Below are 24,925 nucleotides of genomic sequence, written 5' to 3'. Positions count from 1 at the left end.
GGCATAATGGTTCTTAACTCCGATCAATAGCGGAAATCGATCGACGCGCCGATCGTACGAGGTGTGAATGTATTCGCCGTGAACAATGTCGTGGCGGTTGAGTCTCTATACTGAAACAGCAACGGCCTTGAATTCGTAAGATTCTGTACGAATATCGCAAACTCCAGATCACCCATCGCAATCGTCGCACGACCGTTTACTTGGTTTGTCGCGGGGTTATAAACACGAAGCGGATCGAAATTAACCGCGCGGGGATCATCCGAGGTGAATGGGCCGTTATTCTTGCTGCGATAGATATTTTCTATTCTGATCTTGGCCTTTGAAGTGCCGACATCGAAGCTATATTCGGCAGATGCGCTCAGGTTCCAGGGTGATTGATAGGGATTAACCTGATCTCCCTTACGTACAACCAGGCTTCCAGGATCACCCGCGGCGACGCCGGGTATCAGGACGGTCTTCGAAAACGTCGCTTTGGCATATGATACCGAACCGGAGATCTTGAGGTTTCTCACAACGTCTAGATCAAGCGAAGCATCGAATCCGCTGACGGTCGCGTCTCCGGTATTGTCGATATAACCGAAGGCGCATGGAAATACGACATTCTGCTGTACGTTCTTCCATTTTACATAAAAGGCATCGACGTCGAACCGGATCTTCCTGCCGATGCGCCCTTTCGAACCAGCTTCGAAGCTGTTTACATAGTCACTATTGTATGTCTGCTTGAAGATATTGGAGACGCCACACGTCGATGAGATCGGCTGATTGGCGCCACCGATCCGATAGCCGCGGCTTGCAGATCCATACACCATCAGTGTCGGCGAGAACTTGTAGTCGAGCGCAACCTTGCCGGACCACGGAGTCTCACTTTGCCCGCCGGAGGAGGTCACCAGCGGTCCCCAAACCTGGGCCGCAGATAGAAATCCGGACTGTTCCTGATTATAGTCCGCCTTGTGGTGGGAAAGTCTGCCGCCAACCGTCAGCGTCAACTTGTCCGTCAGGCCAAGATCGGCCTGACCGAAAACTGAATATTGCTCGTCGGTCTGGGTGATCTGCGAATAGAGGATCGGATCGTTCAATCCTTGCGAATTCGGGAGCAGCGGCAGAATGTAGTTTTGAACGACGAAGGGAGAGGTCGCGCGTTGAAAATCGGTCTGCTCGGTGTGAAGATAGAACAGGCCGGCAGTCCACTTGAACGGACCACCCCCATCGCTGGAAATCCGTACTTCCTGTGTTATCGATTTCAGGCTGGTGCGGATATCCTGCGGGCCTGCCTGGTCGTAACTGGTGGGATATTCGGGCCCGTTCGGATTCCCGTAACCCGGCACGATGATGGGGCCGTTCTCGTCAAATCCGGTCACCGTGCCGAAGAACGCGCCGTTGATCTGGGTCGTGTCGGACAGCAGCTTGCCCCGACGGTCGACATACGATGTTATCGAGGTAAGCGTCGCCCCGCCCAATCCGACTTCGACCTTCAGCGATGGGAGGATCACGCGGTCCGAGAACGGCTGACGCAAGAGGCGGCCGTTCAGAAAGACACCATTCTTCGGATCGGCGATGTTGCGGGTCTGCAGGCTATCGGCGGGCTGGGGCGCCGAAAGATAGAACAGCGGAGCATCGGCGTTCGTCTGACGCTGGAAATAGATTGCGGGGGTGATGGTGATCCCGTCGCTTGGCACGAAGGCGAACGCGAGCCGTCCGGCATATGCGTTTGCGCTATTCGTGTTCTTGATCAGGACATCGCCGGTGAGCGGATTGATCCGATCGATGTATCCCCCGTCGTGGCGGGTCCAGAAGCTGGCGCGGAAACCTAATTTCCCTTCGATGATCGGAGCGCCGACAGCAACGCCCGCCTCCAAATTCGTGCCGCCGCCATCGATAAAGCCGATTTCGCTTCGCGCAGTCGCGCTCACGCCTGAAACTTTCGGGGATGGCGTGATGAAGCGGATGGCGCCGCCTTCCGCGCCGGCGCCGAACAGGCTTCCTTGCGGCCCGCGCAGAACCTCCACACGCTCGAGATCGAACAGGGCGGGGTAAGGATTGCCGAAATAGGACAGCGCCGCGACGCGCGACTGCACCGGGGTATCGTCGATATATACACCGGTCGTCGAAGTCCCGATCGTCGAGGCGATCCCGCGGATCGAGACGAATGTCTGCGTTCCCGCACCGAAGCCCGCCGATTGATCGAATTGCACGCCGGGCGACTTCTGGGCGAGATCGATCATCGACTTCACGCCCGATTCGCGCAGGTCGTCGCCTGTGTAGGCGGCGATGCTGATGGGGACGGTCGAGAGCGCCTCGCTACGCCGGTTCGCGGTCACCACGATGTCGGCGGCGGCGCCGCTGTTGTCATTCGCCTTCTCGGCCCGCGCGGGCGTGGCCGTCTGGGCGCCGGCCTGATTGGCATATGACGCTGCAAGCAATGCGCAGAGTGCGACGTGCCGTTTGAAATAGCCCTTCACTGTCAACTCCCCTATCCGGCCCAACCTCTTAACCCGTCGCAGATCCCCAGTGGTGCCATCGGCGCCCACTGCCTTCGTCGGATCGGTGCCATTTGGAAACTGTGTCGACGTACGGGCAGATTTGGGGGAGTGGCCAACAAGATCATCAATGGTGCATTCCAGACACCACGCCCCGCGGCTCGGTTCCATCGGGCGACCAGCGCGATGATCCAGGTCGTGCCCCAGGTCAAAGGCCTTATCCCATGACCGAGGCTGCGCAATGCCCCGGAGAGGTGCCGTCAGCCTGACGCCAGCCGCTATCCACACGATGCAGGTCGGTCTTTCAACGCGTTGGCCTGGCTTGCAAGGCTCTGCCACTCGTCCGGCGCGGCGGTCCCGCTCCCCTTCTCCGCCCGTCGTCATCTCCGACTTGACGTTGCGCGCGCCGCCCCAGCCGTGGCGTCGCGTGGTCAGACCGCGCGATCCGCGCGAGGGTTCATGCGCGCCGCGGCGCGGATATTGTCGCCGCAATCGGCTTGAACTCCCCGGACAGCGCCGAGCGCGGCATCCTGAGGGGATTCGATGAAGATTGCGCTGCTGGAGGCGATCTGTCTCGCGCACTCCGGCCCGCTGCAAGGCCGTCCGCTCAAGAACGGCCTGACCTGCAAAGGCTCGAGGCGGCCTTCCCGCTGCAGCCCGCGGCGATCACCCCTGCGACCGGATGATACAGCCTGAAAAACCCTGCTGGCGGAGACGGAGGGATTCGAACCCTCGGTACGGTTTCCCGTACGACGCTTTAGCAAAGCGTTGGTTTCAGCCACTCACCCACGTCTCCGGATGCGGCGCGAGGGCGGGCTATAGCGGGGCGAAACGCGGCAATCAACCGATGCATTGCGGATTCGCCCTGGCGCGAAATCGACTCAGGTCGTCGTCCGGTTCATTGCCCCGAAAGGCGCATGATGATTAGCATCCTAGGATGGGGATCGCTCCGTTCCCCGGGGGGTATGTGACGATGCGCAAGATGATGCTGGCCTTTGGTCTGACAGCGACATTGCTGGCCGGCACGGCCGCGCCGGCGCAAATGCGAACGATCGACCCGAACAAGGCGATCGACAACGACATTTCCCCCGCGCCCGGCGGCGCACCGCCCGCGCGGCAGGTTCCGGCCTATCCCGACGAACCGGTCCCGGCCGACCCCGTGCCGGGCCAGCCCGCCCCGCTCGCGCCCGCCCCGGCCGGCGGCGTCCAGACGCAGGATTCGCGCGCTCAGTCCACCACCACTGCCGACGCGACGTTCAAGCGCGACGATCTCATCGGCGCGGGCGAAGGCGTGTTCGGGAAAGGCGCGGAGGGATTCGCGTCGATCATCGAGAAAATTCTCAAGGATCAGGGCCAGCCTAATGCCTATATCGCCGGGCGCGAGGCCTCGGGCGCGATCGTGGTCGGCCTGCGCTATGGCTCCGGGGTCATGACGCATAAGGTCGAGGGGCAGATGCCGGTCTACTGGACCGGCCCGTCGCTCGGCTTCGATCTTGGCGGCGACGCCAACAAGGTGTTTGTACTGGTGTACAACCTGTACGACACCGAGGAGCTTTACCGCCGCTTTCCCGCCGCCGAGGGGCGCCTCTATTTCGTCGGCGGGTTTGCGGCGACCTATCTGCGGCGCGGCAACATCGTGCTGATCCCGGTGCGGCTGGGTGTGGGCTGGCGCGCCGGGGTGAACGTCGGTTACATGAATTTCACCCACAAATCGAAATGGCTGCCGTTCTGACGACTGGCCGGGTCAGTCGCTGAACACCGGCGCACGCTTTTCCATGTTGGCGCGTACCGCCTCGACCTGGTTGGGCGAGCGCATCAAGGCGATCTGCTCGGCGCTTTCGGCGCGCAGCACTGTTTCGGCATCGGCATCGGCGGCGATATTGTAGAGCCGCTTCGAGGCGCGGATCGCAGCGGGATTGCGGCCGGCGATTTCGCGCGCCAGCGTGAGTGCCGCCGCGCGGGGATCCTCGTCGAGCCGCGTCGCGAAGCCGTAGTTCAGCGCATCCGCACCGGAGAATTCGCGCGCGGTATAGGTCAGCTCGCGCAACACGTCGTCCCGCGCCAGCGTGCGCCACAGCGCCACACCCGCCATATCCGGCACCAGCCCCCAGTACGTTTCGCGAATCGACATGCGGGTGGCGGGGTGCACGATGCGGATGTCCGCACCCGACAGCACCTGGAAGCCGCCACCCATCGCCACGCCATGAACGGCCGCGATCACCGGCATCGGCAGCTCGCGCCAGCCCCAGGCGACATGCTGCACGGCATTGGCCAGCCCGTGGCTCCGCGCGCCGAGATCGTTGCCGGATCCGCCGCCCGCCATCGACACCATGTCCAGACCCGCGCAGAACGCCCTGCCCTCACCTGAAAGCACGGCGACGCGCACGTCTTTCATGCCGGCAAGCTGCGCCACCGCATCGTTGAGGCCGGCGAACATCGCAGGATCGAGCGCGTTCATCTTGTCCGCACGATTGAGGCGCACATCGGCAACACCGTCCGTCACCGTGATCGTCACCCGCTGTTCCATCGCTTGCTCTCCTGCGTGTCGTTTCCCATGCGCTACCGCGCATCGTGCGACGTATCAACGCCCTAGGACGGATCGACATTCATCGTAGCCATATCATGGCGGCGGCGAGGTGTATGAAGCCTGCGAAGTGGGCGGTGCGTCGGTCATAGCGCGTGGCGAAGCGCCGGAAGTGCTTGAGGCGGGCAAAACATCGCTCGATGCAGTTGCGGTGTTTGTAGATGGTGGCGTTGTGAGGGATGGCGACCTTGCGGTGGCGGTTCGATGGGATGACCGCTTCAGCCCCCATGTCGGCGATGATGGCCCGTAAGGCATTGCTGTCATAGGCTTTGTCGGCGAGTACGGCGCCGCCCTCCTGGCCGTGGAGCAGGGCCGGCGCCTGGGTGATATCTCCGGTCTGGCCGGGCGTGACGATGAAGCGCAGCGGCCGGCCGAGCGCGTCCGCCAGCATGTGGACCTTGGTGGTCAGTCCGCCTCGGGAACGCCCCAGCGCCTGATCGCACGCCCCCCTTTTCCAGTCGCCGCCTGCTGGTGCGCCCGAACGATGGTACTGTCGATCATCAGATATTGGTTATTCCGGTCGATCGTCAGCGCTGCGAACACCCGCTCCCAGACACCGGCATGGCACCAGCGACTGAAGCGGCGATGCACGGTCTTCCACTTGCCGTAGCGCTCCGGCAGGTCGCTCCAATGCGCCCCAGACCGCAGCACCCACAAACATCCGTTCACGAACAAGCGGTTATCGGATCCAGTTCGCCCCGGATCCGTCGCCTTGCCCGGCAACAGCAGCGCGATCCTCGACCACTGTGCATCATTCAGTTCATACCGCTTGGCCACCATCATCCGCTCCGCGTCTCAACACGGATACCTATGAATCAGCGATCACTCCCCTTGGGAATCCTGAATGTCGATCCGTCCTAGCGTTGCACGGCGCGCATCAGCGTGTAGGGACGATACATGGACTTCGACCCCGCCAGGATGGCGCTCGAGATGATCGAGAACCGCAACTTCAACGGCCACGCCGGGCGGCTTGGCATCCGCTTCCACGCGATGGGCGATGACTGGCTCGAACTGGCCCTGCCCTATTCGCAGGAGCTGATCGGCGACGAGGATAGCGGCGTCATCGCTTCCGGCCCGATCATCGCGATGATGGACGTGGCGACCAGCCTCGTCGTGTGGCAGCGCATCGGGGCATTCGCGCCGCATGCGACGCTCGATCTGCGGATCGATTATCTGCGTCCGGCGCGCCCGGGCAATATCGTTATCGGGCGTGTCGAATGCCTTCGCGTCGCGCGATCGATCGCCTTCACCCGCGGCATCGCGCACGATGGCGATGCGGACGATCCGATCGCGCATGTCGCCGCGACCTTCATGGTGCCGCGCGGCACCTATCCGAGGACCGGCAAATGAGATTGCCTCCCTATGCGGCGCTGCTCGAAGCGACGCTGGAGCGCGCGGAGGACGGATCGCCGGTGATCGTGATGCCGTTCCACGCCGGCGTGGTCGGCCGCCCCGGATTTCTTCAGGGTGGCGCGATCTCGGGCCTGCTGGAGGTCGCCGCGATCGCCGCGCTGCGCCACGCGCTGGCGGGCGAAGGCGGCGGCCGTATCAAGCCGATCAACGCGACGGTGGACTTCATGCGCGGCGGGCGCGATCGCGAGACTCGTGCCGCTGGCCGGATCACCCGGCTCGGCAATCGCGTCGCGAATGTCGATGCCTTCGCCTGGCAGGACGATCGATCGCGGCCGATCGCCGCCGCGCGAATGAACTATCTGATCGAGCGGGACTGACGGCGCGCCGTCAGCGCTGCGCGTTATACTTCAGCTGATCCTCGGTAAGCTGGAAACCGACCAGCGCCTCGAAACTGGCGGAGAGCACCGCCTGCCGAACGTCGGGCGCGCTGAGCGGATCGACCGCCGCGTCATCCTGCCCGGCCTTGCGCTTGCGGTTGAGCTTGGCGCGCACCTCGTCCGGCAGCGTCGCGGCCGCGCGCGTGATCGTCGTCGATGCCTGGCCGCTGGTGGTGGCAAGCGTCTGGCCGGCATCGAAATGCAGCCCGACGCGGCCGATGCGCTTGGCCGTCACCGCGTTGCCGCCGCGTACGACCGTGATGAAATAGGGCAGCGTGACGTCGCGCGCGTCCTGCGCACGCGTCCGCCGCGCCCGCACGTCGAAGGTGACGGTGGTCAGCACGTCGGCGCCGCTGTCGTCGCAGGTCGAGCGGACATTGCTGATATTCGCCACGACGTCGATCGCGGACGAATCGCGGCTGGTGGCCGGATCGAACAGCGTGATATCCCCCGTCCCCGCCGGCACGCCCACTGACGGGCAGGCGGAACGCACGGCGGTGATGCCGACGCCGGAGGAAAGATCGATATCGCCGGCCTTCACGCAGCCACCAAGCAGCGCGAGAAGAGCGATCGGGGCGGCTGCTGGGCGAACGTTCACTGGCACTACCTTGGCTCGAACACGAAAGAGGGCCGCGCTTGCGATCGAAGGCGGCCCCGTTGCGCATGCACCATAATCGTTCCGCGCGCGCTGGCAATGCCGCGCGGCGGCGCGACACTCACTGTTCCAGCGAAATGCCCCCGGTAACCGGCGCCTTCGCGGCGGCGGCGATCGTCATGTTCGCCATCGCCGTGGTGCTGCGCGTGTCGCCATCGGGTGCCGCGTGCGTGGCCGCCGGCGCATCGCCGCCATAGATGAACCCGCTGGTGGGATAGCTGGAGGTGCCGAGGTCGCCCTGCGGGGCATACCACACCTTCACCACGCTCCAGTCGTTGTTCGCCGACACATCCACCGCGCGGACATTCGTTTCGACGCGGCCCGGGCGAGACCAGTTGGCATGGGTCAGCAGCACTTCACGATCGCTGACGATCTGCGACACCATCGCGACATGGCCGACACGCATCCGTGCGGTTGGCTTGAATGCGAGCACCGCGCCGACACGAGGGGAGCTGCCACGCTCGTAACGGCCGGCGGCCTGGCCCCACCAGGTGTTGGCGTTGCCATGAATGTCGATGCCCGAGATCTCGCGGGCATAGGTGGCGCACTGCCAGAACTGGGCGGAGGCCGGTGCCGCTGCCATCAGGCCGCACGAAAACACCAGCGCAAAGCGCGCTGCCAAAACCTTCAAATTCACTTGCGACCCCCCGGTCAATCAGGACGTTCGTTGCATCCCGGCTACGGACAAGGGTTAAAGAAACCAAGCACGGCGGGAACCTTTTCCGATGAATCGTTTCGGCGCGCCGATAACCCGAACCAAAAGCCGTTCATCCAGCCGTCAGGCGAAGGGTTCGCGCGGCTCCGACTCGAGCACGCCGGCCGCCGCGAGGTTCGCCAGCCGTGCTTCATGCTCGCCGCGCCCGAACGGGAAGCGTGCGTAGAAGAACGCCGCCAGCCCGTAGAACAGCAGATAACAGCAGCAGAAAATCAGCGTAAGCCGGTCGAGCGTCGCCACCGGCACCGTGCCCGGCACCGCTTTCGCCGGGAAGCCGGCGGCGACCAGTATCAGCCCGGTCACGAAGATGCCGATCCCGCTGGTGCATTTCTGGACGAAGAAGCCGCCGGCGAAGAACAGCCCCTCGGATCGCCGCCCCGTCCGCGCTTCCGAATCCTCCACCACATCCGCCAGCATCGATGCGCCAAGGATATAAGCGGTCACACTGAACGCCGTCGAAAGCCCCGCGAACATGAACACCAGCGGCAGCATCAGCGGATCGCCGGGGCTGGGAAACAGGCCCGCCAGCCGCAGCCAGAACGGCGTGGTGCCGATCATGGCGGCGGTGATCGAGGCGATCGCGGCGGTCCGCGGCTTGCTCCCGCGCCGCCCGGCCACCGGCGCGACGACGAACGCGACGCCCACGCCCATGAACAGCACGACGCTGTAATAGAGGAACGTCATCCCCTTGAAGCCCCACACGAAGCTGGCGAGGTAATTGGAGATCGCGTAGATGATGCCCTGCCCCGTATAGGCGCTGATGCCCGCGAGCATCAGCGTGGCGAACGCGCGGTTCTTCACCGTCTCCGCCATGTCGGCGAGATTGCGTCTGAACGATTTCTTCTCGATCTCCGGCTTGGGCAGGCGCGGAATTTCGCGATGCGTGCCGATTGCGGAAACCAGGATCGCGAAGCCCATGAACAGCGCGCCCGCCAGCGCGAAGCCGCGATAGCCCGCCGGATTGAGCAGACCGTTGGGATAGCCCGGCGCCGGCGCCAGGAAATAGACATAGGCGGAAACCAGCATCACCAGCCCGCCCGCCCAGCCGAACAGATAGCGGTAGGACATGATGCGCGTGCGCTCGTCATAATCGGCGCTCAGCTCGGCGGCCATCGCCTGCCCCGGCACCTCATAGGCGCTCACCGCGCTGCGCACGATCACCGCCACCACGAACAGCCACAGCAGGATCGTCGTTTCCGCCGCGCCGATCGGCGGGTTCCACAGCGCGACCCACCCCAGCATGATCGGCAGCACCGCGCCATACAGCCACGGGTGCCGCCGCCCCCAGCGGCTGCGCGTGCGATCCGAGAGAAAGCCGACGGTGGGATCGATGAACGCATCCACGATCAGCGCGATCATCACCACGAAGCCGACCGTCGCGGCCGGAACGCCGACCACCTGATTGTAGAACAGCAGCAGGAACGTGCCGAAGCCGGAATCCTTCACGCCATAGGCGGCGGCCCCGAAACCGTAACTCGCCATCACGCCGCCGGGCAGCCGGCGCGCGGGCGGGGTCGTCGTCACCGTCGCGGCCCCCTGTTCGGGCGCGACGGGCGCGTTCACGCGAATGACTCCAGCGCTTCGAACATGCCCGGCATCGTCGGATCCCAGCTCTGCCGCGTGCCGATCGTCAGACCGCCATCCACGAGAATATGCGTGCCGGTAACAAAGGCGGCATCGTCGCTGGCGAGATAGGCGACCGCGGCCGCGATATCCTCCGGTCGCCCGGCGCGCTTCACCGGCTGGGCATGCGCCGCGATGCCGCCGATCAACTGGTTGGCCGCGGCGCGCTTTTCCGCCGGCACATCGACCGCGCTGACAAAGATGTTTGTGGTGATGAAGCCGGGAACGACGGCGTTCACCCGGATCGAATCCTTGGCCAGTTCCGCCGCCGCAACCTTGGAGAGGTGGAGCACGCCCGCCTTGGCGGTGGAATAGGCGATCGGCGCATAGCCGCTGCCCAGCGCCGAGACGCTGGAGGTGTTGACGATCGCGCCGCCGCCCCGTTTCGCCATCAGCGGCGCGGCATAGCGGATCCCGAGCGCCACCGAGCGCAGCAGCAGCGCGTGCGTGCGGTCCCAGTCGTCGGGCGCGATTTCGTCGATATGCGCGCGTGCGCCGCCGGCCCCGGCATTGTTGAACAGCACGTCGAGCCCGCCGGCCGCATCGGCCGCCTCTATCAGCGCGCGAATATCATCGGCGCTCGTCACGTCGCAGCGCTGGAAGCGGATGCGCCCGTTCGAGGTTTCGGCCACATCGCGGCCGCCCGCCTCGTCGACGTCACCGATCCACACCTCTGCGCCCTCCTCCGCGAGTCGAACGGCGGTCGCGCGACCAATGCCGGAGGCGCCGCCCGTCACGACGGCGCGCTTGCCCGAAAAGCGCATACTCTCTCCTGTGCTCTCTTTTTTCGGCAGCATAGTATGGGGTTTTATCGCGTCAATCGCGCATCGTTCGAATTTTCGGTTTGTCACCCTTGCTCACCGGCGGGGGCTCGGATAGCGCGCTGCGACAGCATTTGCGATGGAGAGTAGCGATGAGCCTGAACAGTCTTTTCAGCCTGGAAGGGCGCATCGCGCTCGTCACCGGCGGGTCGCGCGGCATCGGCAAGATCATCGCGAAGGCCTATATCGAGCAAGGCGCCAGGGTGTATGTCTCGTCGCGCAAGGCGCCGGCGTGCGATGAAACCGCCGCCGAACTCGGCCCGAACTGCATCTCGCTGCCCGCCGATGTTTCCACGGTCGCCGGCTGCACGGCGCTGGCGGAGGCGATCATGGCGCGCGAGGAACGGCTCGACATCCTCGTCAACAATGCCGGCGCGGCGTGGGGCGCCCCGTTCGAGGAATTCCCCGAAAGCGGCTGGGACAAGGTGATGGACCTTAACGTCAAGGCGCCTTTCTTCCTGACGCAGGCGCTGCACGGCCATCTCAAGCGCGAGGCCAGCCATGATCGCCCCTCGAAGGTCATCAACATCACCTCGATCGACGGGTTGCGGCTCAATCCGTGGGATACGTACAGCTATCAAGCCTCCAAATCGGCACTGATATACCTCACCAAGCGCATGGCGGCGCGGCTGGTGAAGGATGGGATCATCGTCACCAGCCTCGCGCCCGGCGCCTTCGCCAGCGAGATGAACCGCGCCGCCCGCGATCACGGCGACGAGGTCGCGCACGGCATCCCGATGCGCCGGATCGGCAATTTCGAGGACATGGCCGGCGCGGCGATCTTCCTCGCCAGCCGCGCGTCGGACTATGTGGTCGGCGACACGCTTGTCGTGGACGGCGGGCTCGTCAACGCCGCGCTCGGCACCAGCATCGACGCGTGACGCGGCGCCGGTCGATCGTTTGAATGGTCACGCCGGCGCCACGCGGCGCCGGCGGCTGAAACGGCGCCCGTCGCGCGGGCGCGATCACGCCGCCTGACGATTGTCATCAAGGCGCAACCGAACTGTCGCGAGATTGGCATGCTCGCGATGCACAGCGGCCCTGTTCTGCATTGCAGCAATGACTGCACGAAGGGGGCCTGCCGTGATCCGATTTACTTCCAGCCTGCTCGCGCTCGCCGGCGCGCTTCTCTATGCCGACGCGGCATCCGCGCAGACCGCCACCGCCGCCACAGCCACAGCCGCAGCCGACACCGCCGCGAACGAAACGGCGGCGGACGATGTCTCGACGATCATCGTCAACGCCAAATCGACGCGCTCCGCCACCGCGATCCCGCAAAGCGAGATCCAGAAGATTCTGCCCGGCGTCTCCCCGCTGAAGGCGATCCAGACGCTGCCGGGCGTGCTGTACATCACCGCCGATCCATGGGGCTACAACGAGCAGAATGCGCAGATCTTCATCCACGGGTTCGCCGCCAACCAGCTCGGCTACACGATGGACGGCATTCCGCTGGGCGACCAGAGCTACGGCAATTACAACGGCCTCTCGCCGCAGCGCGCGGTGATCTCCGAGAATGTCGGCCGTGTGGTCGTATCGACCGGCGCGGGTGATCTGGCCACCGCGTCGAACAGCAATCTCGGCGGCACCGTCGAGACCTATTCGTCGGCCCCGCTCGCGGCGCTCGGCGTGCAGGCGTCGCAAACCTTCGGCAGCTACAGCACGTCGCGCACGTTCGTGCGGATCGACAGCGGCGCGTTCGGCGCGGACGGCAGCAATTCGGCCTATATCTCGGCGGCGCGCCAGCACGCCCGCGCGTGGGATTTCAACGGCAATCAGGGCGGCTATCAGGCCAATGCCAAGTTCGTCCACGAGGGCAAGGCCGGCAAGCTCACGCTCTATTTCGACTATAACGACATGACCCAGCCGAACGAGGATTCGACCGTCTTCTACAAGCCGAACACCGCCGCCGGCCAGACGGCATCGGCGGTGCAGCTTTACACGCCCTATACCAAGCCGTTCTTCTATCCCGATTTCGGCACGTACCGCACGTCCTACCTCAGCCCGCTGGGCAATTCCCCGGCATCGCAGGGCAGCAACTACCGAAACTATTATTCGGATGCGCAGCGCACCGACTATCTCGCTTATGCCCGCTACGACGCGCACCTGTCGGACAAGATCACCTGGTCGACGACCGGCTATTATCATCACAATGACGGCGCCGGTGTCGTCGCCGGGCCGCTCGGCCAGTCGATCACCACCGCGCAGGCCTATCTCGACCCGAATTACGCGACGCTGCCCGCCAACTGCCGTTTCAGCGGCAACAACAACGGCACCCGCCCCGCCGCCTGCACCGCGCTGACCGATGCCCAGGCGGCGGCGGCCGGCGCGGCGCTGGTGGCGGCCACGGGCGGATCGGGCCTCATCACCCGCACCACTGAATATCGTATCGATCGCGGCGGCGTGATTTCCGCGCTGAGCGCCGAGATCGGCGATCACAAGATCGAGCTTGGCGGCTGGTTCGAGCACAACAGCACCACGCAATGGCGGCGCTGGTATGCGGTCGATGTCAACAATCCGGCATCGAGCACGCCCTATATCCGCCCGCTGGAGGTGGCGCAGCCGCTGTTCACGCAATATCAGGGTGAGGCGCGGATCAACCAGCTCCAGCTCCACATCCAGGACACCTGGCAGGCGACCGAGCGATTGCTGCTCCAGGCCGGCTTCAAGACGAGCGCGCAATGGGCTAACGGCTGGTTCCCGGTCCAGCCCAGGGCCGGCTCGCTCTCCGGCCTGTCCGGCGGCCTGCCGCAGGGCCGGATCAACACGCTGCGCTGGTTCCTGCCGGCCTTCGGCGCGACCTATGATCTCAACGGCCACGAGCAGGTCTATTTCAACGTCCAGAAGAACCTGCGCCAGTATCAGGCCTATCTGGCTGGCGGCGGCGGCCCGTGGTTCACCGGCAGCCAGGCCGCGTTCGACGCCTTCGCCCGGGAGGGCAAGCCCGAGAGCAGCTGGACCTACGAGGGCGGCCTGCGCACGCACCGCGGCTTTGCCGGCGACATCGGGCTAGACGCCCAGATCAATTACTATCACGTCGTGTTCAGCAACCGGCTGCTGGCGATCTCCACCAATCCCGGCGGTATCGCGGGCGGCGGCATCACCGGCGGCACCTCGATCCTCGTCAACGTCGGCGATGTGAAGACCGACGGCGTCGATGCCGCCTTCACGCTTCGCGTCGGCCGTGCCTTTTCGCTCTACAACGCCACCTCTTACAATCTGTCGAAATATTAGAGCGACTATACCGCCACCGCGCTCGGCATCGGCGCCGCCACGGGCACCTGCATCGGCGGCTATCTCGTCACCAGCGGCGTGGTGCCGACCTGCGGCAAGCAATTGCCGGGCACGCCGAAGTGGATGAACAAGACGGTCGCGACGCTCTCCGGCGGCCCGTTCGAGCTGCAGCTGATCGGCGATTTCGTCGGCCGCCGCTTCGCCACCTTCACCAACGACGCCAGCGTCCCGTCCTATTTCCTGACCTCGCTGCGCATCGCCGCGCGGGTTCCGGAAAACGTGCTGCCGCTGCGCAAGGCCGAGCTCGCGCTCAATGTCACCAATCTCACCGACAAGAAGGGCGTATCCACCCTCTCGGTGGGATCGGCGACCAACAGCTACTCCGCCTATCCGATCGCGCCGCGCCAGTGGTTCCTCACCTTTTCCGCCGCTTATTGAAGGGCGCACCAGCAATACGGGCGGGCGCGGCCGCATTCATCGCACCCGCGCCCGCCCGCTAGACCCTGCGCCTTATGACAAGGCTAGACCTTCACGATCCCGCGCGCGATCAAGCTTTCGGCGGTATCGATGATCGACTGTTCCTCGTTCCGCGTCCGCCAGCCGAGCACTTGCGCGGTATGCTCCGGGTCCACCGCGCGGACGCGGCCAAGCTCGCCGACGATTTGGCGGATGCTGCCGTCGAACAGGCCCAACAGCCGCACGACGAAGTCGGGGATGCGCCGGCGCGGCACCTTGCGCGCCTTGTCGCCCAGCCGCGCGCGCAGCACGTCGCCCGCCTCTTCCATCATCATGAAGCGACCGGCGCCGATAAAGCGTTCGCCGTCCAGCCCCGGCGTCTCCAGCGCCAGCACGTGAAGTTCGGCGAGATCGCGCACGTCGACGACCGCGAAGCCGATGCGCGGATAGCCGGGGATCGATCCGTCGAGCAGCCGCTGCACGATCTGGATCGAGGTGGAGAAATCGCCGCTCATCACCGGCCCCAGCACGGCGCTGGGATTGATCGAGCAGAATTCCATGCCGGCGCCGTTTGCCGCCATCCAGTCCCGCGCGGCGCGTTCCGCGATCGTCTTGGATTTGATGTAGGGCGCGACATCGGGCGCATTCACATCGGTCCATTCCGCCTCCGTGAAGGCGACGCCGTTGGCCGGCGCATGGCCGTAAGCGATCGCGGCCACTGAGGAGGTCAGCACGAAACGCGCCACGCCCGCCTCCTTCGCGAAGCGCAGCGCGCGCAGCGCGCCGTCGCGCGCCGGGCGGATCAGCATCTCGTCGGTCACCTTGCCGGCCGGGAACGGCGAGGCGACATGGGCGACATGGCTGCATCCGGCCACTGCCTCGGCCCAGCCCGCGTCATTCTCCAGGTCCGCCGCGAAGAAGCGCAGGCGATCGGCCCGCACGCCGAGCGTGGCGCGCACTTCCGGCTCTTTCGCAAGATTGCGGATGGTCGTGTTGACGCTCCAGCCGCGCTCGATCAGCCGCTGGATCAGGAAGCCGGCGATATAGCCGCTGCCTCCGGTTACGAGCACGGTCCCAGCCATCGGCGATCCTCTCTTGTATGTCGAATTGGGTTTTATAGAGAAACCAATGCACTGCCAAGTTGTCCGGTGGCGGCACGCGGTATACGGAACCGGCGAAAAGGAGCGTTGCATGGCCGAGCACGAATTGTACCCTGTTCCCGCCGACTGGAGCATGACGGCGAAGGTCGATCGGCCGCGCTACGACGCAATGTACCGGGCCAGCGTGGCCGATCCCGAGGGGTTCTGGCTGGAACAGGCTGGGCGGCTGGATTGGATGACGGCGCCCACGACGGCGGGCAACTGGTCGTTCGACGAGGCGGATTTCCGCATCGAATGGTTTGCCGATGGCGTGCTCAACGTCGCCGCCAACTGTATCGACCGCCATCTGGCCGCGCGCGGCGATCAGGTCGCGATCATCTGGGAGCCGGACGATCCCGCCGCGGAGCCGCGCCGCTTCACCTATCGCGAGCTTCACGAAGAGGTGTGCCGCTTCGCCAATGTGCTGAAGGCGCAAGGGGTGAAGAAGGGCGATCGCGTCACCGTCTATCTGCCGATGATTCCGGAGGCCGCGTTCGCGGTGCTGGCGTGCGCGCGGATCGGCGCGATCCATTCGGTGGTGTTCGGCGGCTTCTCCCCCGATGCGCTGGCGGGGCGCATCGAGGATTGCGATTCACGGCTCGTCATCACCGCCGACGAGGGGCGGCGCGGCGGCAAGCGCGTGCCGCTCAAGGCCAATGTCGACGAGGCGGCCGATCGCGCGCCGAGCCTGGAGCGCGTCATCGTCATCAAGGCGACCGGCGGCGACGTGGCGATGGGCCCGCGCGACATCTGGTATCACGAGGCGGCGGCGGGCGTTTCCTCCGATTGCCCGCCCGAACCGATGAACGCCGAAGACCCGCTATTCATCCTCTATACCTCGGGCTCGACGGGCAAGCCCAAGGGCGTGCTCCACACCACCGGCGGCTATCTGCTGTGGGCGAGCTACACGCACGATCTCGCATTCGATTACCGGCCCGGCAACGTCTTCTGGTGCGCCGCCGATATCGGATGGGTCACCGGGCACACCTATATCGTCTATGGCCCGCTCGCGAACGGCGCGACGACGCTGATGTACGAGGGCCTGCCCAACTGGCCCGATGCCAGCCGCATCTGGCAGGTGGTGGATCGCCACCAGGTCCACACTGTCTTCACCGCGCCGACGGCGCTGCGCGCGCTGATGAAGGAGGGCGACGCGCCCGTCCACCGCACCAGCCGCGCCTCGCTGCGCCTGCTGGGCACCGTGGGCGAGCCGATCAACCCGGAGGCGTGGCGCTGGTATCATGACGTGGTGGGCGAAGGCCGCTCGCCGATCGTCGATACCTGGTGGCAGACGGAAACGGGCGGCGCGCTGATCGCCCCGCTTCCCGGCGCGACCGACCTGAAGCCCGGCTCGGCGACCCTGCCGTTGCCCGGGGTCCAGCCGCAGCTGGTGGACGAGAACGGCACGGTGCTGGAAGGCGCGACGAGCGGCAACCTGTGCATCACCGCGAGCTGGCCCGGGCAGATGCGGACGGTGTGGAACGATCACGCCCGCTTCTTCCAGACCTATTTCACCACCTATCGCGGCAAATATTTCACGGGCGACGGGTGCCGCCGCGACGCGGACGGTTATTATTGGATCACCGGCCGCGTCGACGATGTCATCAACGTCTCCGGCCACCGCATGGGCACGGCGGAGGTGGAGAGCGCGCTGGTTCTCCATCCCAAGGTTGCCGAAGCGGCGGTGGTCGGCATGCCGCATGAGGTTAAGGGCCAGGGCATCTACGCCTATGTCACGCTCAACGCCGGCGAGGCCGCGTCGGCAGACCTTAACGCCGCGCTCCGGCAATGGGTGCGCAAGGAGATCGGCCCGATCGCCACGCCGGACGCGATCCAGTTCGCGCCGGGCTTGCCCAAGACCCGCTCTGGCAAGATCATGCGCCGCATCCTGCGCAAGATCGCGGAGGGGGATACGGCGAACCTCGGGGACATCTCTACCCTCGCCGATCCGTCCGTCGTCGAAGATCTTGTCGTAAACAGAGTCGGTTAATCCCCCGAATCCCCCGATTCACCTTTCGGCAACACAATTCCGCCAGCCTCTCCCTTGACGAATCGATTCGAATCGGACCGGAATGGGACAGACGGCGAAAATTTATAGCCGCAACTGTCCCGGGTCGGGGGGTTACATGGCAAAGCACGGTTCCGGCATTCCGCTTCCGCCGGATGAGATTGAGCGTATCCTGTGGTCGGCGCGTCGCGCCGGCACCATACTGATTCTTCCGCGTGAACAGCCCCAGCCGACGATCGACGCGCTCACCGATCAGGGCCTTGTCCGCCGCCAGCTCGGGCATCTTGTCCTGACCCTGCAGGGTCAGGAGCGGCGCCGCAAATGCGCGCATTACATGGCGATGGCCTGAGCGCCCACGGCGCGACGCATCGGCGGCGGCATCAGCAGGATCGGGCCACCCGCCGATCGAGGCGAGAGACATTCCACATTGTCGCCTGTGCAATGCGGCGCGAATCTGCCAGCATTCGCGCATGATCCCTTGCGCGCTCCGCATCTTCCGTTGACCGACGAACCTGACACGCTGACGCTCGATCTCGACGGGTGGGAGGGGCCGCTCGATCTGCTGCTCGCGCTCGCGCGATCGCAGAAGGTGGATCTGAAGCAGATCTCGATCCTTTCGCTGGTCGAGCAATATCTGGTGTTCATCGATCGCGCGCGGTCGCTGCGGCTGGAGCTGGCGGCCGACTATCTGGTGATGGCGGCGTGGCTCGCCTATCTCAAATCCGGGCTGCTGCTGCCGCGCGATCCCGAGATCGAGCCAAGCCCGGAGGAGCTTGCGCTGCGCCTGCAGATCCGGCTCGAACGATTGAACGCGATGCGGGAGGCGGGCGCGCGGCTGATCGCGCGGGACCGGCTGGGCCGCGATGTCTTTCCGCGCGCCGCGGCGGAGGGGCTCCGCACCGTTCGCAAGGCGCGCTGGACGGCGGAAATATATGATCTGATCGCGGCTTACGGGCGCATTTCCGCGCGGACGCGGCCGGTGATGCATGTCGTGCAGGATCGGCAGGTGATGACGCTCGATGCGGCGATCGAGCGCGTCGCGGCGCTGATCGGCGCCACCGTGGAATGGGCCGCGATCGAGCGTTTCCTGCCAGACGGCGCATCCGGCAGGTTCAGGAAGTCCGCGCTCGCATCGAGTTTTCTTGCCGCGCTGGAACTGGCGCGTCAGGGGCGCGTCGAACTGGCGCAGAAGTCCCCTTTCGCGCCGCTCTATCTGCGTTCGCCGGCATGACCCCGCCCGATGATCTTGCCCGCGCGGTGGAGGCGGTGCTGTTCGCCGCGACCGAGCCGCTGACGGTGGACGCGATCCGCGCCCATGTCGGGGATGGCGATGTGGCGGCGGTGCTCGGCATGCTGGCCGGGGATTATGCCGGGCGCGGGATCAACCTCGTGCAACGTGGCGGCCGCTGGCACTTCGAGACCGCGCCCGATCTCGCGCACCTGCTGCGCCGCGATCGGGAGGAGGCGCGCAAGCTCTCCCGCGCCGGCATCGAGACGCTGGCGATCATCGCCTATCACGAGCCGGTGACGCGCGCGGAGATTGAGGCGATCCGCGGCGTGCAGATATCGAGGGGCACGCTGGATGTGTTGATGGAGGCGGGCTGGGTCCGCCCGGCCGGGCGCCGCGAAGTGCCGGGCCGGCCGCTGATGTTCGCGACGACGCCGGGCTTCCTCGATCACTTCGGGCTGGAGAGCCGCCGCGATCTGCCGGGGATCGATGATCTGCGCGCTGCCGGGCTGCTCGATCCGGTCGATCTCGCTTTCGACCAACTGACGGTGGAAAAGGGCGCCGAGGACGACTAGATACGCTGTTCGTATATCAGGAGACCCGTCATGGGCACGTTTGGCCCGCTGCATTGGATCGTCGTCGCCATCATCGCCATCCTTCTGTTGGGGGGCGGGCGTTTCTCGAACCTGATGGGTGATGTCGCCAAGGGCGTGAAGAATTTCAAGAAGGGCATGGCGGAGGAGGATGAGGAATCCGCCGCCAAGCCCGCGCCGCGCATCGAGGTGCAGCAGCCGGTGCGCCCGGCCGAAACGATCGTTCAGGACGAGAAGGCGCGCTGATCGCGGAACGCGTCTGTCTGAAACGCCCGCGTCGCCGGCTCGATCATGCTTGATTTCAACTTTTCCGAATGGGCGGTGGTCGCCCTGGTGGCGCTGGTCGTCATCGGGCCGAAGGATCTGCCCAAGGCGATGCGCGTCATCGGCTATTGGGTCGGCCGGGCGCGTTCGGTCGCGCGGCAGTTTCGCGCCGGCTTCGACGAGATGATCCGCGAGGCCGAGCTCGCCGAGATGGAAAAGAAGTGGAAGGAGGAGAATGAGCGTATCATGCGCATGCACGCCCCCTCCCCGCCCGATCTGATCGATCATGCTCCGGGTGCCGGCGATGGGGCGGATGTGCCGCCGGTGATGGTGGAAAAACCGCCCGTGGCCGCCCGGACGGATGAAAAGCCGGCGTCATGAACGAGCTCGATGATACCAAGGCGCCGTTGCTCGATCATCTGATCGAGCTGCGCCGCCGGCTGCTCTACTGCATCGCGGCGCTGATCCTCGCCTTCTTCGGCTGCTATTACTTCTCCGAAAACATCTTCGCCATCCTCGTCCGCCCTTTGCTTTTGGCTGGCCAGACTAAGCTTATTTATACTCAGATATTCGAGGCGTTCTTCGTTAAGGTTAAGGTTGCTTTCTTTGCAGCGGCAATGGTCGCCTTTCCGGTGATCGCAAACCAGTTGTGGCAATTCATAGCACCCGGCCTGTATCGAAAAGAAAAGCGCGCGCTGCTGCCGTTTCTGGTCGCGACGCCAGTATTGTTCGGCATCGGTGCATCAATGGCCTATTTCATCGCTGTGCCGATGGCCCTCCATTTTCTGCTGAGCTTTCAGGGAAACGTCGGCGGCGTGACACAGGAGGCATTGCCGGGGATCGGCAATTATCTCTCTTTCATCATGCAGTTTCTTTTCGGATTCGGCATCGCATTTCTACTGCCGGTTCTGCTCATGTTGCTGGAGCGCGCTGGAATAGTGACGCGTAAACAGCTTATCGCCGCACGACGATACGCCATTGTAGCCGCGTTCGCGATCGCCGCCGTCCTGACGCCGCCTGATGTGGGATCGCAACTGTTGCTCGCGATCCCGCTGTGCTTTCTCTACGAACTCGCGCTAATCGGCATCTGGTTCACCGAGCGTAGCCGATCGCGGGCGGCCGATGCGGTAGGAGAAGCGGTTTCGGACGAATGATAGGCGCATTCGGTCTGCTGCACCCGCCCGCCAACAGCCCGAGGTAGAATCGCGATCGGTTCTCGCCACGGTTTTGCCAGCCGACGATGGGTCGAGACCCGCGCGCCCAACCGAGCTGCTCTCTGCCACCACGAAAGCCTGGCGAATATCGAATGCTCAGAACTTTGCGCGCTCTAAGGTCCACATCGGGACGCGCCGCTTTGATCTCGCTGGTCTAGCAGAGACTGCATACCGCGACGAAGCAACTGGAAAAATGAAGGCCCGAAAGCATCACCGGGGGGGGAGGGGACGACGCTTTCGGGCCTGTTACTTGGATAGCGAGAGCGGGGGGGCATATATTCGCTATCCGAATGTTCAAACCATCCCTCCGACGACCGGTTCCGCTCCGCGCGAAAAATATCTCTCGGTCTGTTAAAACACCGTCGCTATTCCCGGCCAAGCGTTGCGATCGAGATAGCGTAGCTGCCTTGGTCTGCGTCATATTGCATCGGCGCGCGCAACTGACGCGAGAGGCCCTCGATAACCCTGCCGTAACGCTGGTTCAGCCGCTGCCGAAGCGATTCGCTTTCGATCAGCGCTGGAGAAGAGACGCGCAAGATCGCGCGTTCAATCTGATCGGGAGCGGGCTTAAGCGATATCGCAATCTGCGCTTGCGGATCGCATGCGAGCGCCAACTCCACCACCTCGGTTACCAGAAAGGCGACGGGAACCGCGATATCCTGGCTGACGAAAAACGAATCGAGCTCAAGCGCAATGCCCAGGCGACTGCCATCCGGCGCTGTGGCGCGGATATTCGTGGCAAGTTCGCTGACAACCGGCCGAAGACCCAGCCCGCGATTCTCCTCCATCTCGGCAAAATGATTGCGGTGGACCACCGCCAGCGCATCCACACGGCGCTGGATCGAGGCGTAGGCGAGCGACGCATCCGGCGTGGTCGCGCCGCGCGCGTGGAGGTTGATAAGGCTGGATATCACCTGAAGGTTGTTCTTTACGCGATGATGCACCTCGCGCGTCAGCCGCGTCTGCCGCACCAGCCCTTCGGCAAGCCCCGCCTCATGCAGGGCCACCGTTCGAGACAGTGTGCGGAATGTATCGCCGAGTTCCCGAATCTCCTGCGCGGGCAGCGCGCGCAACACCGCGGGATCGGGCTCTTCCCCAGGTGTCAGCGCAGCGATATTCGCTCGCAGCTGACGCAGTGGCCGCACGAGCAGATGATCGACGACAAACCACGAAATGCCCGCCGCAGCCGCCCACATCAGCAGCGGGAGCAAAAGCGCGATCACCAATGAAGAAGTGATCGGCGTGCTGCGCACCTGCATTTCGATCGCGAGATCAGCTATCCCCAGATCGGTACGATTGAGCGTCCGGCGCTCGAGCGCCGATTCGCGTGGCAGCGGATTGATAATCAGCTGCTTTCGCCCCTCGAGGATGGCCAGTTCGTACGGATGCACGAAGGCGCTTGGCCGGCTCAGGTTTGCGAGCACCGAAATCGGGAAGAAGGCAGCGCCAAACACCCGCCGACGATTGCCTGCGACGCCGAGCGACAGCCCCTGACCCGGCTGCAGCGACGCGGTCACATTAGAGCCATCTGCTTTGACAGCGACCCGCCGGGCGCCAGCAAAGGGCGTTCCGCAAAGCACCCGGCCCTCGCGATTGAAGATCACGAATTGGGTTCCGTTGGTGGATTGCTGCGCGAAAACCCCGCGCGCGCGGGCACAACTAGGCGCGTCGCGCTGGTCGACAGCGAGTGCATCGACGGTAGCACGCAGCGCGGTCATATCGCCGATAAGTTCGATCGCGATTGCGCGGCTGCTTTCCGAAGAGGCCAGTCGGAGACCCGCCAGTGCCTCGCTATCGGCATTTCGGGTAGTCTGTAAGGTCGCAAATACGGCAATTACCGCGAGCGGGAGCAGCGCGATGCTGAGAATCAGAAATAATTTCGCCCCAGTCGGCCACCGCGCGACAAAGGTTGCCGCCATTGACGTTGCGGCGCCGGGACGTTCCACCTTCCCAGCCATGTCGAATTGGGGTCTAATCCAGCTTTCCGAGCAACGCCAGCATCTCGTCAGGAATCTTTTCCTCTATCGTCTTCTGATAGATGGAACGAAGCGCGGAGCCCATGTCGCGATCATTCGCATGGTCCCCCGCGCCCTTTTTCTGATCCGGTATTTTTGCCTGATCGCTCAAACTCAACGCCTGCCCCCCGTAACCGTTCGTAGCACGGGCTATCTAAAAGACGCGGTCGCACAAAACCGCAAGGCCCGATGTTTGGTACATTCGGGTAGAGCCCATGAAACTAAAGACATGCTCGTTGGTTCCAGCCGAGGCAACAAAATCGTCCCGGCTGCGCGAAACCGCGCTGTTGATGATGCGTTTCCGCGTTAATGAGGTTTCGAATCTGCTGACTGCGGTGATTATCGCCGTGCCAATGTAGGGAGTTTTTATCGCCCATGTCGCTCGGACAACAACTCGCGCCGCACCTTCCGTTTCTTCGGCGCTATGGCCGTGCGCTTACCGGTAGCCAATCGCATGGCGACAAGTACGTTCGCGCGACACTGGAAGCGATCGTCGCAGCGCCTGAGGAGTTTCCTCGCGACGTTGACCCGCGTCTTGGGCTCTATCGGACCTTCCAGGCCATCTGGTCATCCGCGAATATCGATGAGCCAGCCGATCCCGGCGATTTGCACGACCAGGAGTTAGTCGCACGCGCGAGGCTGGCGCGAATGACCCCGTTGTCGCGACAGGCGCTATTGCTGACGGCGATGGAGGGCTTCACGCCGGAAGACGCGGCATATCTTATCGACGTGCCCGTCAGCGAAATCGAGGAACTGGTCGATGAAGCGATGTCGGAGATCGAAAAGCAGACGCGCGCGCGCGTTCTCATTATCGAGGATGAGCCGATCATCGCCATGGATGTAGAGACGATTGTCCGGGACCTCGGACACGAGGTGACTGGCGTGGCGGTGACGCGTGACGAAGCGGTCGCGCTTGCGATGGAAGACCGCCCGGGCCTGGTTCTTGCGGACATCCAGCTGGCGGACGACAGCTCGGGTATCGACGCGGTAAAGGATATTCTCGCGGAGTTTAGCGTACCCGTTATATTCATCACCGCGTTTCCGGAACGGTTGCTCACCGGGGAGCGCCCTGAGCCGACCTTCCTCATCACCAAGCCGTTCCAGCGGTCGACCGTAAAGGCAGCGATCAGCCAGGCGCTATTCTTTGATCAGGCGACGGTGCCGGCGGTCTAAGGTTGATACGGACCCAAAACGGTTTCTGTTCGTTTGACTTTTATGAGTGACGAACAGGAACCGATTCACCTTAACACTGAGGAAGCAAGGGCCGGGGCAACGCCGCATATGACGCGGTATATCCTCGGCTTTTCCCTCGTGCTCGTCGTGGTTATCCTCGCGATCGTGGTGATCGCGCGGTCCTAGCGTCGCCGAGTGCGTTTTCCGAAGCGGGTGGAAAAACGCATACCTTACCCATATCTCTTCTAAACCAGCCGGTAATGGATACCGGTCGTTCTTGGGAATGATCGCGACAGCATGACGCAACAGCCATCGTACAATGATGATGCGGGCGAAGAATCTCCAGTTGCGCACGTCCCGCTTCCAGATGGAGAGTTCAAGGCGGAGCTTGGGCGCGTCATCCCGCATCTGCGCGCCTTTGGACGATCCCTGTCCGGCAACCGCGATCTCGCCGACGATCTTGTCCAGGAAACCCTGCTCAAGGCTTGGGCGGCTCGCGCACGCTTTCAGGCAGGCACCAACATGCGCGCGTGGACGTTCATCATATTGCGTAATCTCTATCTCTCGCAGATGCGGCGTTCACGCTTCAAGGGGGAGTGGGACGATCTGGTTGCGGAGCGCCTGCTGGCTGCGCCGGCCGGGCAGGATAAGCATGTCGAACTGGCAGATATGCAACGCGCGTTGCTGCATTTGCCACAGCCGCAACGGGAGGCCCTGATTCTCGTTGGCGCTGGCGGCTTCGCTTACGAAGAAGCTGCAGAAATCTGCGGTGTTGCGGTAGGAACGATCAAAAGCCGCGTTGCGCGAGGCCGCGTCGCGCTCGAGGCGTTGATGAGCGGCACTGACATGTCACGCCGTACTGGCCATAAAAATGAAACCACTGGTTCCACTCTCGATGCTATCATGGATGAGGTCAACGAGCTGAGCCGAGATCGTTGA

Annotated in this window: 22 protein-coding genes, 1 tRNA gene and 2 pseudogenes; 14 read left to right on the top strand and 11 right to left on the bottom strand. The window is 64.1% G+C overall.

The features are described 5' to 3' along the window. Window positions 1-23: 23 nt before the first annotated feature. Window positions 24-2,648, bottom strand: coding sequence for a TonB-dependent receptor (locus ACM61V_RS08325; protein WP_419713935.1), 2,625 nt, complete (start codon window positions 2,646-2,648; stop codon window positions 24-26). Between the two features lie 535 nt (window positions 2,649-3,183). Continuing rightward, a tRNA-Ser gene (locus ACM61V_RS08320) sits at window positions 3,184-3,273 on the bottom strand. Window positions 3,274-3,450: 177 nt separating this feature from the next. Between ACM61V_RS08320 and ACM61V_RS08315 the strand changes: the two genes are divergently transcribed. After that, window positions 3,451-4,209 carry a DUF1134 domain-containing protein gene (locus ACM61V_RS08315; RefSeq protein ID WP_419714256.1) on the top strand — a complete coding sequence of 253 codons (759 nt, stop codon included), beginning with the start codon at window positions 3,451-3,453 and terminating at the stop codon, window positions 4,207-4,209. Window positions 4,210-4,221: 12 nt separating this feature from the next. Here ACM61V_RS08315 and ACM61V_RS08310 read toward each other — a convergent pair whose 3' ends face one another. Together ACM61V_RS08310 and ACM61V_RS08305 are read right to left on the bottom strand one after the other, a co-directional pair. Continuing rightward, window positions 4,222-5,004 carry a crotonase/enoyl-CoA hydratase family protein gene (locus ACM61V_RS08310; RefSeq protein ID WP_137788480.1) on the bottom strand — a complete coding sequence of 261 codons (783 nt, stop codon included), beginning with the start codon at window positions 5,002-5,004 and terminating at the stop codon, window positions 4,222-4,224. A 79-nt stretch (window positions 5,005-5,083) separates the two neighbouring features. After that, a pseudogene (locus ACM61V_RS08305) lies at window positions 5,084-5,841 on the bottom strand (IS5 family transposase). A 117-nt stretch (window positions 5,842-5,958) separates the two neighbouring features. Between ACM61V_RS08305 and ACM61V_RS08300 the strand changes: the two are divergent. Continuing rightward, on the top strand, window positions 5,959-6,411 hold the full coding sequence (locus ACM61V_RS08300; protein WP_137788270.1) for a PaaI family thioesterase: 453 nt from the start codon (window positions 5,959-5,961) through the stop codon (window positions 6,409-6,411). After that, window positions 6,408-6,791 carry a PaaI family thioesterase gene (locus ACM61V_RS08295; RefSeq protein WP_137788271.1) on the top strand — a complete coding sequence of 128 codons (384 nt, stop codon included), beginning with the start codon at window positions 6,408-6,410 and terminating at the stop codon, window positions 6,789-6,791. The genes ACM61V_RS08300 and ACM61V_RS08295 overlap by 4 nt, the downstream gene beginning before the upstream one ends. Before the next feature lie 10 nt (window positions 6,792-6,801). Here the strand turns inward: ACM61V_RS08295 and ACM61V_RS08290 are convergent, their stop codons facing one another. The 4 genes from ACM61V_RS08290 to ACM61V_RS08275 all read right to left on the bottom strand — a co-directional run bounded on the left by ACM61V_RS08290 (window position 6,802) and on the right by ACM61V_RS08275 (window position 10,608). Next, window positions 6,802-7,449: a hypothetical protein gene (locus ACM61V_RS08290; RefSeq protein WP_171007682.1), complete on the bottom strand. Its 648-nt coding sequence runs from the start codon at window positions 7,447-7,449 to the stop codon at window positions 6,802-6,804. 118 nt (window positions 7,450-7,567) lie between these two features. Continuing rightward, window positions 7,568-8,143, bottom strand: a complete 576-nt coding sequence (locus ACM61V_RS08285; RefSeq protein WP_137788272.1) for a CHAP domain-containing protein — start codon at window positions 8,141-8,143, stop codon at window positions 7,568-7,570. 141 nt (window positions 8,144-8,284) lie between these two features. Further along, entirely contained in the window at window positions 8,285-9,784 is a 1,500-nt protein-coding gene (locus ACM61V_RS08280; RefSeq protein ID WP_349290340.1) for an MFS transporter, read from the bottom strand. Then, a complete protein-coding gene (locus ACM61V_RS08275; RefSeq protein WP_137788273.1) occupies window positions 9,781-10,608 on the bottom strand; it encodes an SDR family NAD(P)-dependent oxidoreductase in 828 nt (275 codons plus the stop codon). Before ACM61V_RS08275 ends, ACM61V_RS08280 begins: the two co-directional genes overlap by 4 nt. Before the next feature lie 149 nt (window positions 10,609-10,757). On the opposite strand from ACM61V_RS08275, the gene ACM61V_RS08270 reads away from it, so the two are divergent. Both ACM61V_RS08270 and ACM61V_RS08265 read left to right on the top strand, forming a co-directional pair. Then, complete coding sequence (locus tag ACM61V_RS08270; RefSeq protein WP_137788274.1) at window positions 10,758-11,546, top strand: SDR family oxidoreductase; 789 nt, start codon at window positions 10,758-10,760, stop codon at window positions 11,544-11,546. A 178-nt stretch (window positions 11,547-11,724) separates the two neighbouring features. Then, window positions 11,725-14,334: pseudogene (locus ACM61V_RS08265) on the top strand (TonB-dependent receptor). Window positions 14,335-14,417: 83 nt separating this feature from the next. Here ACM61V_RS08265 and ACM61V_RS08260 read toward each other — a convergent pair. Then, a complete protein-coding gene (locus ACM61V_RS08260; protein ID WP_137788276.1) occupies window positions 14,418-15,434 on the bottom strand; it encodes an NAD-dependent epimerase/dehydratase family protein in 1,017 nt (338 codons plus the stop codon). A 109-nt stretch (window positions 15,435-15,543) separates the two neighbouring features. On the opposite strand from ACM61V_RS08260, the gene acs reads away from it, so the two are divergent. From acs to tatC, 7 genes are all read left to right on the top strand, one after another. After that, window positions 15,544-17,481, top strand: a complete 1,938-nt coding sequence (gene acs, locus ACM61V_RS08255; RefSeq protein WP_137788277.1) for an acetate--CoA ligase — start codon at window positions 15,544-15,546, stop codon at window positions 17,479-17,481. A 136-nt stretch (window positions 17,482-17,617) separates the two neighbouring features. Further along, entirely contained in the window at window positions 17,618-17,848 is a 231-nt protein-coding gene (locus ACM61V_RS08250) for a hypothetical protein (RefSeq protein ID WP_137788278.1), read from the top strand. Window positions 17,849-17,998: 150 nt separating this feature from the next. Next, window positions 17,999-18,730, top strand: coding sequence for a segregation and condensation protein A (locus ACM61V_RS08245; RefSeq protein ID WP_137788279.1), 732 nt, complete (start codon window positions 17,999-18,001; stop codon window positions 18,728-18,730). Then, entirely contained in the window at window positions 18,727-19,302 is a 576-nt protein-coding gene (gene scpB, locus ACM61V_RS08240) for an SMC-Scp complex subunit ScpB (RefSeq protein WP_137788280.1), read from the top strand. The genes ACM61V_RS08245 and scpB overlap by 4 nt, the downstream gene beginning before the upstream one ends. Before the next feature lie 30 nt (window positions 19,303-19,332). Continuing rightward, window positions 19,333-19,566, top strand: a complete 234-nt coding sequence (locus ACM61V_RS08235) for a twin-arginine translocase TatA/TatE family subunit (protein ID WP_137788281.1) — start codon at window positions 19,333-19,335, stop codon at window positions 19,564-19,566. 45 nt (window positions 19,567-19,611) lie between these two features. Beyond that, window positions 19,612-19,965 carry a Sec-independent protein translocase protein TatB gene (tatB, locus tag ACM61V_RS08230; RefSeq protein ID WP_137788282.1) on the top strand — a complete coding sequence of 118 codons (354 nt, stop codon included), beginning with the start codon at window positions 19,612-19,614 and terminating at the stop codon, window positions 19,963-19,965. Then, a complete protein-coding gene (gene tatC, locus ACM61V_RS08225) occupies window positions 19,962-20,738 on the top strand; it encodes a twin-arginine translocase subunit TatC (protein WP_137788283.1) in 777 nt (258 codons plus the stop codon). Before tatB ends, tatC begins: the two co-directional genes overlap by 4 nt. Window positions 20,739-21,163: 425 nt before the next feature. Here tatC and ACM61V_RS08220 read toward each other — a convergent pair whose 3' ends face one another. Continuing rightward, a complete protein-coding gene (locus tag ACM61V_RS08220; protein WP_349290341.1) occupies window positions 21,164-22,744 on the bottom strand; it encodes a sensor histidine kinase in 1,581 nt (526 codons plus the stop codon). A 25-nt stretch (window positions 22,745-22,769) separates the two neighbouring features. Next, a complete protein-coding gene (locus ACM61V_RS08215) occupies window positions 22,770-22,925 on the bottom strand; it encodes a NepR family anti-sigma factor (RefSeq protein ID WP_249341735.1) in 156 nt (51 codons plus the stop codon). Window positions 22,926-23,188: 263 nt separating this feature from the next. Here ACM61V_RS08215 and ACM61V_RS08210 point away from each other — a divergent pair, with 263 nt between their 5' ends. Beyond that, window positions 23,189-23,986: a response regulator gene (locus ACM61V_RS08210; protein ID WP_137788284.1), complete on the top strand. Its 798-nt coding sequence runs from the start codon at window positions 23,189-23,191 to the stop codon at window positions 23,984-23,986. 297 nt (window positions 23,987-24,283) lie between these two features. Further along, entirely contained in the window at window positions 24,284-24,925 is a 642-nt protein-coding gene (locus tag ACM61V_RS08205; RefSeq protein WP_137788285.1) for a sigma-70 family RNA polymerase sigma factor, read from the top strand.

Origin of the sequence: Sphingomonas sp. TX0543 (assembly GCF_048565505.1) — a bacterium.
Taxonomy (GTDB): Bacteria; Pseudomonadota; Alphaproteobacteria; order Sphingomonadales; family Sphingomonadaceae; genus Sphingomonas.
This window is presented reverse-complemented; position numbering and strand designations above follow the sequence as displayed.

Bases quoted from the DNA above. Each gene is read 5' to 3' on its own strand.
- ACM61V_RS08325 (WP_419713935.1), bottom strand. From the start codon at position 2,648: ATGGAACCGAGCCGCGGGGCGTGGTGTCTGGAATGCACCATTGATGAT.
- ACM61V_RS08315 (WP_419714256.1), top strand. From the start codon at position 3,451: ATGCGCAAGATGATGCTGGCCTTTGGTCTGACAGCGACATTGCTGGCC.
- ACM61V_RS08310 (WP_137788480.1), bottom strand. From the start codon at position 5,004: ATGGAACAGCGGGTGACGATCACGGTGACGGACGGTGTTGCCGATGTG.
- ACM61V_RS08300 (WP_137788270.1), top strand. From the start codon at position 5,959: ATGGACTTCGACCCCGCCAGGATGGCGCTCGAGATGATCGAGAACCGC.
- ACM61V_RS08295 (WP_137788271.1), top strand. From the start codon at position 6,408: ATGAGATTGCCTCCCTATGCGGCGCTGCTCGAAGCGACGCTGGAGCGC.
- ACM61V_RS08275 (WP_137788273.1), bottom strand. From the start codon at position 10,608: ATGCGCTTTTCGGGCAAGCGCGCCGTCGTGACGGGCGGCGCCTCCGGC.
- ACM61V_RS08270 (WP_137788274.1), top strand. From the start codon at position 10,758: ATGAGCCTGAACAGTCTTTTCAGCCTGGAAGGGCGCATCGCGCTCGTC.
- ACM61V_RS08260 (WP_137788276.1), bottom strand. From the start codon at position 15,434: ATGGCTGGGACCGTGCTCGTAACCGGAGGCAGCGGCTATATCGCCGGC.
- acs (WP_137788277.1), top strand. From the start codon at position 15,544: ATGGCCGAGCACGAATTGTACCCTGTTCCCGCCGACTGGAGCATGACG.
- ACM61V_RS08250 (WP_137788278.1), top strand. From the start codon at position 17,618: ATGGCAAAGCACGGTTCCGGCATTCCGCTTCCGCCGGATGAGATTGAG.
- scpB (WP_137788280.1), top strand. From the start codon at position 18,727: ATGACCCCGCCCGATGATCTTGCCCGCGCGGTGGAGGCGGTGCTGTTC.
- ACM61V_RS08235 (WP_137788281.1), top strand. From the start codon at position 19,333: ATGGGCACGTTTGGCCCGCTGCATTGGATCGTCGTCGCCATCATCGCC.
- tatB (WP_137788282.1), top strand. From the start codon at position 19,612: ATGCTTGATTTCAACTTTTCCGAATGGGCGGTGGTCGCCCTGGTGGCG.
- tatC (WP_137788283.1), top strand. From the start codon at position 19,962: ATGAACGAGCTCGATGATACCAAGGCGCCGTTGCTCGATCATCTGATC.
- ACM61V_RS08210 (WP_137788284.1), top strand. From the start codon at position 23,189: ATGTCGCTCGGACAACAACTCGCGCCGCACCTTCCGTTTCTTCGGCGC.
- ACM61V_RS08205 (WP_137788285.1), top strand. From the start codon at position 24,284: ATGACGCAACAGCCATCGTACAATGATGATGCGGGCGAAGAATCTCCA.